The following is a 15,513-nucleotide window of genomic DNA, read 5'->3' as shown; positions in this document are numbered from 1 at the left end:
GTTGGATGAAGGCTAGTATTAAACGGTTAAAGCCGTATGTGCCAGAGAAACCCCTGGCGACTTTGCAAGCAGAATTGGGCGTCGCCAAATTAGTCCGGTTGTCAGCCAATGAAAATCCGTATGGCACTTCACCAGCAGTGGCCGAAGCCGTCAAAAATTGGGATTTTGCTCAAAGCAATCGTTATCCAGATGCTGAGGCGGCGGTGTTACGGCAAGCAGTTGCAGCGCAACAACAGATTGATCCAGCCAGTATTGTCTTTAGCGTTGGCCTTGACGAGATGATTGTGATGCTATCACGAACATTTTTAGCTCCCGATGATCAAGTGTTGGTCTCGACACCGACGTTTTCTGAATACGGGTTACACGCTGAAATCGAGGGTGCTAAACTAGTCAGTGTGCCAACATTGTCGAATGACCACGTTGATTTTACTAGTTTGCTGCGTGCAATTACCCCTCAGGTGAAAATGGTCTGGTTATGTAATCCGAATAATCCGACTGGAACAGTTGAATCGCTGGCAAGTATTGAAGCTTTCATTCAGCAAGTCCCAACTGACACGATGGTCTTAATTGATGAAGCCTATATTGATTTTGTCCCGGCTGCGTCGCAGGTCACTGCCATGCAATTACCTGCTAAGTATGCGAACGTGGCCGTCATGCGCACCTTCTCAAAAGCATATGGTTTGGCTAATTTCCGGGTCGGTTATGCGGTCTTCAACTTGCAGTATGCGTCAACGATGCAAACGATTCGGTTGCCTTATAACGTAAATTCATTAGCACAAGTGGCGGCCTTGGCAGCGATTAACGACGCTGATTTTGTTCAAACTATTGTTCAAAAAAACGCAACCGAGCGTACTAAATGGTTAACATTCTTGGATGAGCAAGGCCTGACGTATGATCAGTCGGGGGCCAACTTTATTTTCTTCAATTATCCCGCAGCAGACCGACTAGCCGATTACTTACGCCAGCATGGTTATTTAATCAGAACTGGCTTACGACCGGGCTGGTTACGAGTAACCATTGGTACTGCTGACGATAATCGGCAGGTCCAACAATTGATGCGCGAGTTTAAAGCTTAAATAATATGAAGGAAATCTGTGTACTTGCGGGTTTCCTTTTTATGGTTAATTTCGATGCAATTGGTATTAATCATGATTAAAGCGGTCGAAACAACTAAAGTCAAAAACAGTCAGCTTAGGCCCACTGAGAAAAGTTCTGATTGGGGTGGACTTACTTGGTAGGTGCTTTCTATATCGACTTCCAGACATTTCTGCCAATTGCTGGAACGCGATGGACACAGATTTAAACCGCAGCCCACGTCTTAAATACTGATCTTCCACGCTTTAATGCCATATTGACGAAACGTGTTCGGGTTAGACTGAGTCCACACGCTTGCAGTGCTGAGCATTGTCAGAAACGCCTTACAGTCAGGACAGTATTCGAATGACTGACAGGGATGTACTCAACTTTTGATGGCCTGATTGTTGTTATTCACAAACGGTAATTTTGGCATTTAACTGTCAGACTGACGATGCTATTGCGACAGCCTAACCATATCTAAATATCCATATTGGTATTGAAATGTCTACAATGGTTAATGCCAACTTAACGTTTAATTGAAGTTCTAGTATCAAAATACGCAATGACCAATTGCCTCAAGCTAAGGGTCTATTCATCTGTCATTCGAGTGGCTGGTCGGCAAATGATGGACTGTTACTACGAGTTAATACGGCAACGGCCCGAGCAGCGACTTATACAGGAACGGTGACGTGGACGCTCGGTTCGACAGTGGCTAATCAGTAAGTTTTTGGTTGACTTGGAGCATACTCTAAGTCGTACAGTTAAAGTAATAAATCTAAAGGAGTGTGGCACAATGTCAGAATTAGCAAAATTAACCGCTGGTGAGTGGTACCAATTTAAGGACGCTGAGGTGGCTGCACAAAAGGCGCGCGCGGCCCAATTATGTCAAGAATTCAATCAGATTGATGCGACGGATCCTGATGCGCAAACTGTCAAGATGCAAGCAATTTTAGGTAGCTATGGCCGCAATCTTTCTGTGCAAGCTAATTTTAATTGCGATAATGGTCGTAATATTCACGTTGGCGATAATTTTCTCAGCAATTATAATTTAACGATTTTGGATATTGCGCCGGTTCGGATTGGCGATAACGTAATGATTGGTCCGAATGTCGATATTTATACGGTCAATCATCCGTTAACGGCACGTGGCCGACGTGCTAACCTTGCACAAGGGCATCCAGTCACGATTGGTGATGATGTCTGGATTGGTGGTAGAGTGGTAATTACCCCCGGCGTGACAATTGGTAATAATGTCGTGGTCGCTGCGGGAGCGGTCGTGACACATGATGTGCCAGATAATGTATTAGTGGCCGGTGTGCCAGCTAAAGTCATCCGGACATTAGAATGATGGGTTAGAAAACTAGCAATAGGCTAGTTTTTTTGTTATCCACAGACAGCTTATTAGAATAATGATTCGTAAATACGATGAAAATAAGTTTTATTTTTGAAAATTAGTTCGCGGAAGCGTCATCAATTATTTTTACGGGTATACTTAAATTAGCAAATCAAATTGAGAGAAAGAGGATGCCGCTTGTTACATTTAATCGAACAGTTGTATGGACCCTTCTTCAGCGCAACTAACTGGGGCAACGTGATAACATCTGCTAATGATTGGTTGATTATTTTATCATTAGCGATTATTGAATGTTTGCTCTCAGTTGATAACGCCGTCGTCTTGGCAGCGCAAACACAGAGTTTAGATAATTTACAAGAACGCGAAAAATCGTTATTCTATGGCTTATGGGGGGCCTACGTGTTTCGATTCTTGATTATTGGAATCGGGACGTATTTAATTAGTTTTTGGGAGATTAAGGTGTTAGGTGCGGCTTACCTAGTGTACTTGGTTTATCGGTATTTTAGTCAGCCGAAAAATGGGGCTGCGGTGGCACAGAAACCGAAGAAACAACGACGTTTCTTTGGCTTGAGTAATTTTTGGTCAGTTGTGATTCAGATTGAAATGATGGATATTATTTTTTCAATTGATTCGGTATTAGCTTCATTAGCCATTTCTGATAATCCAGTCATCGTCTTGATTGGTGGCATGATTGGGATTGCTTGCATGCGCGGGATTGCTGAAGTAATCATGCGATTAATGCGTAAGATTCCTGAACTGGAAACGATGGCATACTGCTTGATTGTTTTGATTGCCATTAAATTATTTATTTCGATTCCTGCCATTGGTTGGGATATTCCCGCGACGGCCTTTGGTGGTATCGTATTAGTAGCATTTATGATCACGCTCCTGATTCATTTTTGGCGACGTCTCCGCAATGAACAGCGCGTAGAAGGAAAGGTGCGTAAATGATGAAATTAGGTTGGATTGGTACCGGCGTCATGGGGGCAGCGATTGTCCGCAATCTGATGGCAGCTGGCTATGATATGACGGTTTATAATCGGACAAAAAGTAAGGCGGATGCGTTAGTTGCGGCGGGGGCCACTTGGGCGGATACGCCGGCTGCCGTGGCACAAATGAGTGACGTGGTCTTCACCATGGTTGGGTTTCCACAGGACGTTGACCAAGTTTATTTTGGCAATCACGGGATTTTCAGCGGCTTGGCTGCTGGAAAAACAGTGATTGACATGACGACGAGCCAACCCAAGTTAGCCGTTAAAATTGCGACTTACGCGCGTGAACACGCCATGCATGCTTTGGATGCGCCCGTGTCCGGTGGTGATATTGGTGCTCAAAACGCCACCTTGACAGTGATGGTTGGTGGCGATACCGCTACTTACGAGACGATGTTACCGTTATTCAACGTTCTTGGTCACAAGGTCAATCATTTTGGGGATGCTGGTACCGGCCAACACGCTAAGATGGCCAATCAGATCATGATTGCAGGGACGATGACTGGCTTAACTGAAATGTTATTGTATACCAAGGCAGCCGGTCTTGATCCGGAAAAAGTCTTGGCAACGTTATCCAGCGGTGGTGCCGATAACTGGAGCATGGATAATTACGTGCCCCGGATTTTGAAGGACGATTACACGCCGGGCTTCTTTGCCCGCCATTTTCTTAAAGATTTGCGGATTGCTTTGAGTGAGGCGGATGCGATGGGACTTAATCTGGTTGCGACGGCGCAGGCTAAACGACTTTATGAAGTAATGGTCGATGTCAAAGGCTTGGGTGATCAAGGCACTCAGGGCTTGATTAATATTTATTAGCACGTGGCCGACTTGATGAAAGTCGCTCAAACAGCATATGTTTCTTGAGATAATAGTTATCAAGGCGGGGATTCAGCGAGTTAAACCTTTCTGAATCCCCGTCTTTTATTAACATGATACACATGGTGCGAGTTAATTTGTCATGAATTGTGATTAAAATGTGCCAGTTGTGTAAGTTCAAAAGCAGCCAGCTTAGGCCCGCTGGAAAAAGTGCGAGTTAGCGTAAACATGCTTTGATGGTTCGTCCTAAACCGACCTCCAGGCATTTCTGCCAATTGCTGGAACGCGGTGGACACAGATTTAAGCCGCAACCCACGTCTTAAATACTGATCTTCCACTAACCAAGCAAAGAACGCTTGCCAAGTGGAATTTCACCGCTGAGCATTGTCAGAAACGCCTTCCAGCCGGGACAGTGTTCTAAAGGCAGACATAGGCGTACCCAGTTTTTGAAGGACTGATCGTTATTCTTCTCAAACGATAATCTTGTCATCAAACTTTCAGACTGATAGTACTATTGTGACAGTAGAACTATGTCTAAATCGTCATGCGTAGTATTGGAATAGTTAAAATGAACGATGATAACGCAACGTCTAACTGAAGTGTCAGTATCAAAATATTCAACGACCTATTATACCGAGTTAAGTGGCTGTTTTATCAGCCATTCGAGCGGCTTACCGACTGGAGGGGCTGGGTGACAATGCTCAGTAGCCCAATTATTCTTAGTCGGAAGTGGGTTGCTTCCGGCTTAGAATAAGACTCGTATTTGAGATGACGCGGGTTGGGCGTTAGCTCAAATCGACGTCGGCTGCGTTCCAGCAATTGGCACCCAGCTCCGGAGGTCGGAATAGGACGCACACCGGCTGACGAACAGTAATCTAACTGGCACATTTTAATCACGATTGATGCTCAGTAATAACTAGTACAACGTCTAGCATGGTGTTTTATGAAATGATATCTGAAAATAAACTTGTTACACTGTCAATTCTGATGACTGGCATTAAAAAACGGATTCTTCAGCAATGTGTGGCTGAGGAATCCGTTTGATGTTTCATGGCTTAATTAAGGTCTAATTGATTCAGTTTAAGGTTGCGGCTGCTTTTTGGGCGGCGACGTTGATAATGTTCCAAGGACGATCGAAGCCTGGTTGGAAGAAGAAGTCCGTGTAAGCTAAGTCAGCAACAGTCAGTTTAGCTTGAATAGCCACTGAGATGGCGTTGATGTTAGCTGTGACATCGTACTTCGACATGATTTGCGCACCAAGCACGTGACCGTCAGTTGGGTCAAAGGTTAGTTTGAACCAAACTTTGGTGTTGCCAGCGTCTTCAGAGACAAATTTAGGCCGAATGGTATCGGTGACTAACACGGATGCTGTCTTGACGCCCAGTTTATCAGCGGTACCTTCTTTAACACCAGTGGAAGCAAAGTGATAGTCAAAGACGGAAAGTGCGGATGAACCAGAAACGGCGGGCATTGGGACGTTTTCGCCAAGTAAGTTCTTAGCGGCAATCCGACCTTGCCGACGAGCGTTAGTGGCTAACGCAATGCGGTTATCCTTGCCAGTAGGGGCAAATGGGACTAAGGTCGCGTCCCCGACGGCGTAAATGTCAGTGTCACTCGTTTGGAGGTGGTCGTTGATCTTGATCAAACCGTGATCATCCAAGTCGACAACGTCCTTCAAGAAGCCAGTTGCTGGCCGAATTCCGGCGGCGGTTACGACTAGATCAGCTGGATATTCGCCTTGGTCGGTCACCACTTTGGTGACGTGGTCATCAACGCCTTCATACGCTTTAATACCTTGGCCAACGGCGGCATAGATGCCGTGATCGGCCATCGTCTTAGTTAAGATATCCGTGAATTCTTGATCAAGATAAAGGCTGAGTAAACGTGGTAATAAGTCGATAACCGTGACGTGCATGCCGGCCTTAGCAAAGACTTCAGCCGCTTCGATACCGATATAACCGGAGCCAATGACAACCACATTTTTAACGCTGGGGTCAACGGTCTTGGCCTTTAATTTGATGGCCCAGTCGCGACCACGCATCGCGTAGATGTTGGCTAAGTCATGGCCGGGTACTGGTAGGTCAAATGGTACTGCGCCGACACTTAGGACTAGCTTGTCATAAGCTTCATCACGTTCGTCACCAGTGGCGTGATCAATAACGTGAACACTGTGACTAGCAGGGTCGACCTTACTAATTTCACTATTTACAAAGACGTGAACGCCTTGCGCTTGCATTCCAGCAGGCGTGGCATAGCTGACGGCGTTAACATCTTTAACGGTACCTTCGAGGTATAACTGCATCCCGCATGAGAGGAATGACAGAAAATCGCCTTTTTCGTACCATTGAATTTCCGTATCTGGTTGAGCGGCTAAAATACCGCGAACCGTTTCATAACCACCATGAGAAGAACCAACGACAATAACTTTCATAATTGTAAAGCCTCCAAATTTTAGTTTAGAACTGTTCTAAATAGAATATAACACGAACTAAGTTTGTCGACAAGGGCAGTTTGTAATTATTCTAAATTATTAACTAGAAATGATTGTGCATGTCGACACCACTCAGTTTAGAAATATTCTAGTTAGAATATAGCACTAAAATAAATTGTTCACAACTAAAACGGTTACAATTAGCTGTAAAAAACACCCAGTCATCAAAAAATTGATGACTGGGTGTCAGTATTAACAGGCTAGACTTAATTTATTCAATAATATCGAAGAAACTTAACAGTTTTTCCTTTGTCAGTTGTGCTTTTTCCGCATCACGAACATCGTACTTGATTTGACCCTGATCAAGGACAATCAGGCGGTTACCGTACTTAAGTGCGTCATCTAAGTGATGTGTAATCATCAAACAAGTTAGCTTTTCTTCTGTAACGCGCTGATTAGTTTGCGTCATGAGCTGGGCGCTAGTTTTGGGATCAAGGGCGGCCGTGTGTTCATCTAATAACAAGAGGTCGGGACGCTGTTCAGTTGCCATTAAAAAGCTCAGCGCTTGTCGTTGACCACCAGATAGATTTTCAGTCGCGGTATTGAGCCGCTCAGAAAGACCGTTGCCGTCCATGGTTTCTGTCAGGGCCTGGAAGTGTGGCAGATGCTTTTTTAATTGCCGTAATTTCAATGTACGCCGTTTGCCACGTTGACTAGCGAGCAGCAAATTTTCGGCAACGGTCATTCGTGGTGCGGTCCCCATTTTAGGATCTTGGAAGACCCGCGCCAGGAAGGCCGTCCGTTTTTCAACGGAAAGTCGGGTAATATCGTGATCTCGTAATTGGATGGTGCCGCTATCAACGGGTAATTCACCACTGATCGTATTAAAGAGGGTCGATTTACCAGCACCGTTGGAACCGAGGACGGTAATAAAATCCCCGTCATAGACGTCTAGGTTGAGTCCCCGCAAGATTTTAACCTCATTCGGGGTTCCGGGATTAACTTTAGTGACGATGTTTTTTAATGATAATAATGGAGCGTTATTGTTCGTCATAACGGGCCACTCCCTTCTTCAAAACATGGCTAAGGTGTAAGACTTTATTGAATTGAGGCAGCATCAGGCAGATAGCCAAAATCAATGCGGATAATAAATTCATATCGTTGGTGTTGAATCCCAATTGGAGGACTAATAAGCGCACGAACTGGTACAAGATACTACCAAGTGTGACCGCAACGAGTCGTTGGTTCAATGTCAATTCGCCAAAGACGACTTCACCGATTATGATCGAAGCTAGTGCGATTACAATAATCCCAATCCCCATGCTGACATCAGCGTAACCGTTATTTTGCGCAATTAGTGCGCCGCCCAGACCAATGATGCCGTTGGAAACCATTAAACCCATGATAGTCATGTTATCGGTATTGATGCCGATCGAGCGTGCCATCTCACGATTGTCACCGGTGACAATGAAGGCTTGACCGAGGTTAGTCTGTAAAAAGACGATCAGAAGCACGGTAATAATACTGATCACAACGAGGCCAACAAAGACGCTGTCAAAATACTTAGGTAATGATTCTAAAAAGTGATTAGAAAAAATGGTTTGTTTGCCAAGTAGTGAGACGTTGGAGCTGCCACCCATAATGCGTAAATTGATTGATAAGCACGCGGTCATCACCAGAATACCAGCTAAGAGAATTGGCACTTTACCCTTGGTATAAAGTAGGCCGGTTACTAGTCCCGTAATCGCGCCCGCAACGAAGGCTAGTAGGGAAGCGGTGATGGGCCCCATTCCATGGCTGATTGCCATGACGGCAGTTGCTGCACCGAGCGGGAAAGTACCTTCAACGGTCATGTCAGGAAAATCAAGGATTCGGAATGTCAAAAATAATGCGACGCCAAGGGTAGCCCATAAGAGACCTTGGCCAATGCTTGATACGATCATACTCATTTGTAAATAACCCCTTTCGTCTTGGCTTCTTTAATAACACTAGCAGGGAACTTGATGCCGAGTTTTTTAGCTTCACTCAAATTGATGGTCATCTTACCCTTAGTAATCACTTTGATTGGGTAATCGCTCGTTGCTTTACCTTTCAAAACTTTAGCAGCCATTTCTCCGGTTAGCTTACCAAGTTGATATTGATCAACGGATAAGGTTGCGAGACCGCCCGCTTTAACCATCGTATCAACGGCCGGAATAACTGGAATTTTAGCCTTGTTTGTTACGGAGACAAGGGTTTTCATGGCGCTAGCAACACCGTTATCTTGGGGCGCGTAAACGGCATCGACATTAGCGGCCATCGTTTCAGCAACTTGTTGCATGTCGTTCGTGTTCGCAATCGTGTATAACTTGTACTTCACGCCTTCTTGCTTGCAAATCCGCGCGAATTTTTTGGCATTATATTCACCACCATGATCTGACGTGGTATAGATAATGCCGATAGTTTTAGCGCTTGGCACTAACTTGCGCAATAAATCTAAGTGTGATTTCAGAGGTGATTCGCCTGAAGTCCCGGTAATGTTAGCACCTGGATGCTGATCACTTTTGATGAGGCCACTACCAGATGGATCAGTGATCCCTGCTAACATGACGGGGGTTTGTTTGTTCGCCGCCGAGGCAAGTGCTTGTGCCGCGGGGGTGGCAATCCCAACTGTTAATGCCGCGTTTTCATTCATGAATTTCTGGCTCATCGTTTTCAGGTTACTCTGATCACCTTGCGCGTTTTGATAATCAATCTTAACGGTTTTGCCGTCAATATAACCATATTCCTTTAAACCAGCGACCACGCCGCGATGAATGGCGTCGAGAGCGGGGTGGGTCTGAAGTTGAAGAATGCCAACTGTTGGCACTTTCTTTGTACTGGTCGTTTTCGTAGCGGTAGTTTTGCCAGTCATAACAAAGGCTACCCCTAGAAAGACGATTAAGGCACTAATAAATGCAATCATACGTTTCAATCTAATCACCTCAAAAGATTTCTTAAGTTCGGGCAAGTTCAAAGCCAATAAAAAAGGGCAAACCAGTAAGCTCTGGTTTGCCCTTTACGGAACCGAAGCCTGCTGTGTTTAAAACCCATGCAGACTTCTTTGAATATCAAAGTTAGCCAGCACAGATACAAACTGTTTGCCAGATTGTATCCGTGTGGACGGTATTACAATCTGAACGGCCGGCTTTGCCATGAACTGTTCAAGTTAGTAATTGACTTTGACATCTTGGTTCCTCGCTTTCGTTATTGAATGTGTTCAGTATAGGCAAAGACGAAAAAAGTGTCAAGGATAAATTTCAACAAATATTAAAATTTGTGGTGAAAGCCTTGTGATATGCGGATGCTTATAAGTTATTGGATAGCTTAAGTCCAAAACAGCCAGCTGAGTGTAAACGTGCTTAGTTGGTTCGTCCGACGCCGATTTCTAGTCGGGATGGTATTCGAGTGTCTGGTAAAGATGTCCCTCAACCCCTGATGGATTGGGCGCTATTCTTTATAAACGGTCAATTTGTTATTCAGTAGTCGATTTAACAAGATAATGTACTTATTTTTAAATTAGCGTATTAGGTTGAAGTGTCCTACAATTATCACCGGCCCTGGAGATCGGCCCAGGATGCGTAATTGCTGCCGAACAGGTATATGATTGTGGGTGTTCAAAGCACGGGTTCAAGTTAAAGCATAACAAAAATAAAACAATAAAATGAGTTGACAATGAATAAATCTGGTGTTAAATTAGTTTTAAATTAAAAACAGATTAAGACGTTGAAGAGAAGAGTAATCACATAACTGATTTGCAGAGAGCTTCGTGATGGTGAGAGAAGTAATCAGAAGTGCGGTGAAGATGAGCTTGGAGTCATGATGCGGGTCGTAGCGGCTACGCATGCGGTGGCAACCGATATATTGCGGGGTTTCCTAGATGTTAGGGTACTCGTCGAGGTTGTGATCGTGAGATGACAACGAATAACGGTGGTAACGCGAAAGCTTTCGTCCGTTAGTTTCTATGTATAGAGACTAATGGACGAAAGCTTTTTTTGTTTAAGAACACGAGAGAGGAAGCGGTTAGATGACAGTCACAGCAAATAATGGCCTGTTAGCGGCACGTGGTGAGTGGGAAAGTGCGGATAATCAGGTCAATTCTCAGAGCAAGCAAATTTTAATTTTAAATTTGATGCCGACGAAGCTAACAACTGAACGGCAGTTCTTGAAGCGCTTTGCGGCCGGGACAACCGACGTTACCGTGACTTTTATGTATCCGGCAAGTCATCAGTTTAAGAGCTTACCCCAAGCGGTTATTGCCGCACATTACGTGACGTTAGCGGATATCTATGACCAGTATTTTGATGGTTTGATTGTCACGGGGGCGCCAGTTGAAACGTTGCCGTTTGAAAGGGTCGATTACTGGCGGGAGTTACTGGTGATTATTGATTGGGCGCAACGACATGTTAGTCAGACTTTATTTGAATGTTGGGCAGCACAAGCAGGGTTATACGCACAGTTTGGCATTGCTAAGCGGCTTGTGGCGCACAAAATATTTGGTATTTATCGTGCGACGAATACTGATGTTAAATCACCATTAATTAACGGTCTGAGCGCTGGGGGCTTACTAAAAATGCCGCAATCACGGCACACCGCGCTGGTCATGCCCGAACAATTACCAAATGGCTTGCAGGTTGTTGCCGACAATCCACAGGTGGGACCGCTTGTTTTGACCGCACCGAAACAGCACGCGGTCTATGTAACTGGGCATCCCGAATATGAACGGCAAACGCTAGCCGATGAATATTTCCGTGATCGGCGGAAACACTTACCAATTCAGTTACCCGAACATTACTTTGCAACTGAACGACTAACAACGGTCGATTACAGTTGGCAGACAGCAAGTGACCGGTTGTATCAAAACTGGTTGGCAACTTTGAATTTAGCGAAAGTAGGTTATTAATTATGACAACAACGAATCCTGAAAATTACCACTTTGAAACGTTACAAGTCCACGCAGGGCAAACGGTCGATGAAACCGGTGCTCGTGCTGTTCCAATCTATCAGACAACGTCGTACGTCTTTAAGGACGCCAAGCAAGCTGCGGGCCGGTTTGCTTTGACTGATGCTGGCAATATTTATACCCGATTAACTAACCCAACGACGGACGTAGTTGACAAGCGAGTCGCGGCTTTAGAACACGGAACGGCGGGGGTGACGTTGGCAACCGGCTCCGCTGCAATTACGGCCGCAATCTTGAATATTGCACAACAGGGTGATGAAATCGTAGCAGCTAATACCCTGTATGGTGGTACCTATGATTTATTCAGCGTAACCTTGAATAAGTTAGGTATTACAACACACTTTGTTGATCCAGATGATCCTGCCAACTTTGAGAACGCGATTAATGAGCATACCAAAGCCTTGTACGTTGAAAGCATTGGTAATCCAGGAATCAACCTTGTCGACTTTGAAGCAATTGGTAAAATTGCCCATGACCATGGCATTATTTTCATTGTGGATAATACTTTTGGGACACCTTACTTGGTTCGACCACTGGAACATGGTGCTGACGTGGTCGTGCACTCAGCGACTAAGTTTATTGGTGGACACGGCACGACTATGGGTGGCGTCATTGTCGAAGGTGGACAGTTCGACTGGCGTGCGAGTGGCAAGTACCCAGACTTTACGGCACCTGATCCCCAGTATAACGGACTAGTTTTTGCTGACTTAGGTGGTGCAGCCTTCACGACCAAGGTGCGGGCAGAAACACTGCGGGATACTGGTGCCACCATCAGTCCATTCAATTCTTTCTTATTACTGCAAGGGTTAGAATCGTTGTCGCTACGAGTAGAACGGCACGTTGCTAATACGCGCAAAATCGTGGCCTTTTTAAAGGCGCATCCGAAAGTTGCTTGGATCAATTACCCAGAACTTGAAGACAGCCCGTACCATGACCTAGCAGCTAAGTACTTCCCACATGGGGTCGGTTCCATCTTCACCTTAGGATTAACTGGTGGTGAAGCGGCTGGTAAGGCGTTGATTGAACATTTGCAACTCTTTTCATTGTTAGCCAACGTTGCCGATGCGAAATCATTAATTATTCACCCAGCTTCAACGACACATGCGCAGTTGAATGAACAGGAATTATTGGCTGCCGGGGTGACCCCTGATTTGATTCGAATTTCGGTGGGGGTTGAGAATGCGGAAGATCTAATCGCTGATTTAGATCAAGCCTTGGCACAAATTTAGCTGATGATGAATTTGTGCTGATTGAAAGTGAACGAAACGGAGGGTGTTGTAATGACAACGACAATTGAAGTGGGCATGTTAGGGTTAGGGACCGTGGGTAGCGGGGTGGTTGAACGGTTGACCCGCTCAGCAACTAAAATTGAACAAACGCAAGGTATTCGGTTGCACCTAGCAGCAGTTGTCGTTAATCATTTGAATGCCCATCGTTCAGTTCAGTTACCGATTGGCACGCGGCTGACTGATTCATTGACGAACGTTGTTTGTGATCAACAGATTCAATTGATCATTGAGGTCATGGGAACAGTTGCGACAGCCAAGGCGGCGATCGTAGCGGCGCTTAATCAAGGTAAGGCCGTTGTGACGGCTAATAAAGACTTAATTGCCACGGCCGGGCCTGAATTGGCCGCACTAGCTAAGAAGCGGGGGTGTGATTTGTTTTATGAAGCTAGTGTTGCGGGCGGAATTCCCATCTTGCGAACCTTGACGGATAGCTATGCTACGGATAATGTTCAGTCTGTTAGTGGCATTATTAATGGGACTGCTAATTATATTTTAAGTGCCATGACAGCTGGTCAATCTTATGAACAAGCGTTAGCTGCCGCCCAGACGGCCGGTTATGCGGAAGCTGATCCGACTAATGACGTTGCGGGAGTTGATGCGGCCTATAAATTAATGATCCTCAGTCGCTTTGCGTTTGGTCAGGAGCTGACTTTGTCACAAATTCGTCCCGTTGGCATTACGGCGCTGACAGCCGTGGATTGTCAGTTAGCAGCTGAAAATGGTTGGGGCGTTAAATTACTGGCCCAAATCCAGCAGCATGTTACCGGATTATATTGTCGTGTGGCACCGGTAGCCATTCCTACTAATCAGTCTTTAAGTCAAATCAATGGTGTTCAAAATGCAATCGTGATCCAGAGTGAGGCTATTGGAACTGGTTTGTACACTGGTCCAGGGGCTGGGAGTACGGCAACTGCCAATAGTGTGCTTAACGATGTTTTAGTGGCGGCTAAGCATCTGATTAGTGACCATCAAGCTGTTCGCAATCCCGAACCAGCTGCACCGTTAACAGTGGCTCGGTTGGACCAGTTAACACAAACGTATCTCGGTTTTAGTACCGTTAGTCAAGAAGAATTGAAGCGCCGCGCTAATGAGGCCGATTTCTCAGTTGAATTCGTTACGGCCAATTGTTATCGGATTGCCGCGTTGTCTGCTGTCCAGCGTGACAAACTACGAGCTGAATTACCGATTAATCTCATTCCGATTGCAAATACCACGGTCTGGCCGCAAACGTCCGAGAATACGATTACAACCCCTGTAAATGTCGCGATTTGAAAAAGAATGCTCAGGTACAGTATACTGTATCTGAGCGTCTTTTTTTGGCGCTGATTTTCCATGGAATTATCATGGCTGATGGACGCGCTAATCGAAGTTAATTAGCGGGACGTGGCAGTTATTTGACTGACACGATGAGGAGTGAAATTATGAAAATTGCGGTGGTGACCGAAAGCTCTGCCAATTTGAGTGCGCAAGCTATAAAAGATTACCAAATTACGGTGGTGAATGATCCAATTATGTTCGGTAATCACGTTTATCATGAAAACGTTGATATTACGACTGATCAGTTTTATCGGTTATTGAAGGTTGAGAAAGATATTCCGACAATTTCTCAAATTTCAATGCCAGAAATGCAAGTGGTTTTTGACCAATTGCAAGCGGCTGGGTATGATCAAATCTTGGTCATTGGCTTGAGTAGTGGTATTAGTGGTTGGATCAATAATTTGAAGACTTATGCGCCGTCAGTCGATGGGATTGACGTGCGGGTGTTTGATTCACGGACGGCTTGTGCTGGTACGGCCAATATGGTGAAGTTAGCGGCGGCCATGGCATTAGCGGGCTACGCGTTGGATGACATCTTGGCACAGCTAAAGCACTTGCGGGCAGCAACGACAACCGTCTTAATCGTTAATTCGATGCGACATTTAGTTAAGAATGGCCGGATATATAACAATAGTAGTTTGGCCGGAACGATGGTATTACGGAATAAACCGATTATTACGTTTAACGAGCACGGTAAGATTCAACTCTTGGGCAAGGAGCGAACGTTAAAAAATGCGCAACAGGCTGTTCAAGATGAATTTAGTCAATTTGTGATGACCAGTCAATTACCGGTTCGACTTGATGTTATTAGTGCTAATGATGCGCAGATTGCGGAAGACTGGGCAAGTGAGTTACGCTATCAATTTCCAGCTGTTCGAGTCAAAACGGGTGTCATCGGTCCTGTCTTAGGCGTCTTGACGGGGGATCACGCACTCGGTATGATTTGGTCGCTTGATTGGAAGCCGTTACTAACGACGCTCGATAGTGAACGACGACAATAGGTGGGACCAGGTTAGTATTCGTGACCTGTGTCGGATAAATATGGCCTGTTTTTGAAAAAAGTTTTGCTTTTAAGGTTGACTTTTCTTTAAAATGATATTATGGTTATAACATTAAAACTTGATGAAAAGCTATAATGCTTTAAGGAGTAACCGACTTGTGATGCTCAGAAAGCGCCGTTGCTGTGAAGGTGTGATGACAGGTTGTGGAAAGTTAAAGGATTGGCGTGGATTTTACGAGATTCACTGGTCGCACCC

Annotated in this window: 13 protein-coding genes; 9 read left to right on the top strand and 4 right to left on the bottom strand. The window is 45.1% G+C overall.

Annotated features, from left to right (window positions below):
* Window positions 1-5 precede the first annotated feature (5 nt).
* The 5 genes from hisC to LP667_RS11110 all read left to right on the top strand — a co-directional run bounded on the left by hisC (window position 6) and on the right by LP667_RS11110 (window position 4,239).
* Window positions 6-1,076, top strand: a complete 1,071-nt coding sequence (hisC, locus tag LP667_RS11130) for a histidinol-phosphate transaminase (RefSeq protein ID WP_021732705.1) — start codon at window positions 6-8, stop codon at window positions 1,074-1,076.
* A 571-nt stretch (window positions 1,077-1,647) separates the two neighbouring features.
* Window positions 1,648-1,800 carry a hypothetical protein gene (locus LP667_RS16780; RefSeq protein WP_021732703.1) on the top strand — a complete coding sequence of 51 codons (153 nt, stop codon included), beginning with the start codon at window positions 1,648-1,650 and terminating at the stop codon, window positions 1,798-1,800.
* Between the two features lie 70 nt (window positions 1,801-1,870).
* On the top strand, window positions 1,871-2,425 hold the full coding sequence (locus tag LP667_RS11120) for a sugar O-acetyltransferase (RefSeq protein ID WP_021732702.1): 555 nt from the start codon (window positions 1,871-1,873) through the stop codon (window positions 2,423-2,425).
* A gap of 183 nt (window positions 2,426-2,608) precedes the next feature.
* Complete coding sequence (locus LP667_RS11115) at window positions 2,609-3,382, top strand: TerC family protein (protein ID WP_056988387.1); 774 nt, start codon at window positions 2,609-2,611, stop codon at window positions 3,380-3,382.
* Window positions 3,379-4,239 (top strand): NAD(P)-dependent oxidoreductase, encoded by an 861-nt coding sequence (locus LP667_RS11110; RefSeq protein ID WP_021732700.1) that lies wholly within the window; start codon window positions 3,379-3,381, stop codon window positions 4,237-4,239. Before LP667_RS11115 ends, LP667_RS11110 begins: the two co-directional genes overlap by 4 nt.
* Before the next feature lie 1,075 nt (window positions 4,240-5,314).
* Here LP667_RS11110 and LP667_RS11105 read toward each other — a convergent pair.
* The 4 genes from LP667_RS11105 to trpX all read right to left on the bottom strand — a co-directional run bounded on the left by LP667_RS11105 (window position 5,315) and on the right by trpX (window position 9,614).
* Window positions 5,315-6,670 carry an FAD-dependent oxidoreductase gene (locus LP667_RS11105; protein WP_021732699.1) on the bottom strand — a complete coding sequence of 452 codons (1,356 nt, stop codon included), beginning with the start codon at window positions 6,668-6,670 and terminating at the stop codon, window positions 5,315-5,317.
* Window positions 6,671-6,941: 271 nt separating this feature from the next.
* Window positions 6,942-7,724, bottom strand: coding sequence for an ABC transporter ATP-binding protein (locus LP667_RS11100; protein WP_021732698.1), 783 nt, complete (start codon window positions 7,722-7,724; stop codon window positions 6,942-6,944).
* Window positions 7,711-8,619 carry an ABC transporter permease gene (locus tag LP667_RS11095; protein WP_021732697.1) on the bottom strand — a complete coding sequence of 303 codons (909 nt, stop codon included), beginning with the start codon at window positions 8,617-8,619 and terminating at the stop codon, window positions 7,711-7,713. The genes LP667_RS11100 and LP667_RS11095 overlap by 14 nt, the downstream gene beginning before the upstream one ends.
* Window positions 8,616-9,614, bottom strand: a complete 999-nt coding sequence (gene trpX, locus LP667_RS11090) for a tryptophan ABC transporter substrate-binding protein (protein ID WP_021732696.1) — start codon at window positions 9,612-9,614, stop codon at window positions 8,616-8,618. The genes LP667_RS11095 and trpX overlap by 4 nt, the downstream gene beginning before the upstream one ends.
* Before the next feature lie 1,101 nt (window positions 9,615-10,715).
* Here trpX and LP667_RS11080 point away from each other — a divergent pair.
* From LP667_RS11080 to LP667_RS11065, 4 genes are all read left to right on the top strand, one after another.
* A complete protein-coding gene (locus LP667_RS11080; RefSeq protein WP_056988388.1) occupies window positions 10,716-11,591 on the top strand; it encodes a homoserine O-acetyltransferase/O-succinyltransferase family protein in 876 nt (291 codons plus the stop codon).
* Between the two features lie 2 nt (window positions 11,592-11,593).
* A complete protein-coding gene (locus LP667_RS11075; protein WP_056988389.1) occupies window positions 11,594-12,880 on the top strand; it encodes an O-acetylhomoserine aminocarboxypropyltransferase/cysteine synthase family protein in 1,287 nt (428 codons plus the stop codon).
* Window positions 12,881-12,931: 51 nt separating this feature from the next.
* On the top strand, window positions 12,932-14,212 hold the full coding sequence (locus LP667_RS11070) for a homoserine dehydrogenase (protein WP_021732693.1): 1,281 nt from the start codon (window positions 12,932-12,934) through the stop codon (window positions 14,210-14,212).
* 149 nt (window positions 14,213-14,361) lie between these two features.
* Entirely contained in the window at window positions 14,362-15,258 is an 897-nt protein-coding gene (locus LP667_RS11065; RefSeq protein WP_021732692.1) for a DegV family protein, read from the top strand.
* Window positions 15,259-15,513 lie beyond the last annotated feature (255 nt).

The sequence above is a fragment of the Lactiplantibacillus paraplantarum genome (assembly GCF_003641145.1).
GTDB classification, from domain to species: Bacteria; Bacillota; Bacilli; order Lactobacillales; family Lactobacillaceae; genus Lactiplantibacillus; species Lactiplantibacillus paraplantarum.
The sequence above is the reverse complement of the archived record's forward strand: the minus strand, read 5'-3'. Positions and strand labels throughout refer to the sequence as shown.

What these genes read in the sequence shown, in the direction of transcription:
- hisC (WP_021732705.1), top strand. Translation starts at nt 6, where the DNA reads ATGAAGGCTAGTATTAAACGGTTAAAGCCGTATGTGCCAGAGAAACCC.
- LP667_RS11120 (WP_021732702.1), top strand. Translation starts at nt 1,871, where the DNA reads ATGTCAGAATTAGCAAAATTAACCGCTGGTGAGTGGTACCAATTTAAG.
- LP667_RS11110 (WP_021732700.1), top strand. Translation starts at nt 3,379, where the DNA reads ATGATGAAATTAGGTTGGATTGGTACCGGCGTCATGGGGGCAGCGATT.
- LP667_RS11105 (WP_021732699.1), bottom strand. Translation starts at nt 6,670, where the DNA reads ATGAAAGTTATTGTCGTTGGTTCTTCTCATGGTGGTTATGAAACGGTT.
- LP667_RS11100 (WP_021732698.1), bottom strand. Translation starts at nt 7,724, where the DNA reads ATGACGAACAATAACGCTCCATTATTATCATTAAAAAACATCGTCACT.
- LP667_RS11095 (WP_021732697.1), bottom strand. Translation starts at nt 8,619, where the DNA reads ATGAGTATGATCGTATCAAGCATTGGCCAAGGTCTCTTATGGGCTACC.
- trpX (WP_021732696.1), bottom strand. Translation starts at nt 9,614, where the DNA reads ATGATTGCATTTATTAGTGCCTTAATCGTCTTTCTAGGGGTAGCCTTT.
- LP667_RS11080 (WP_056988388.1), top strand. Translation starts at nt 10,716, where the DNA reads ATGACAGTCACAGCAAATAATGGCCTGTTAGCGGCACGTGGTGAGTGG.
- LP667_RS11075 (WP_056988389.1), top strand. Translation starts at nt 11,594, where the DNA reads ATGACAACAACGAATCCTGAAAATTACCACTTTGAAACGTTACAAGTC.
- LP667_RS11070 (WP_021732693.1), top strand. Translation starts at nt 12,932, where the DNA reads ATGACAACGACAATTGAAGTGGGCATGTTAGGGTTAGGGACCGTGGGT.
- LP667_RS11065 (WP_021732692.1), top strand. Translation starts at nt 14,362, where the DNA reads ATGAAAATTGCGGTGGTGACCGAAAGCTCTGCCAATTTGAGTGCGCAA.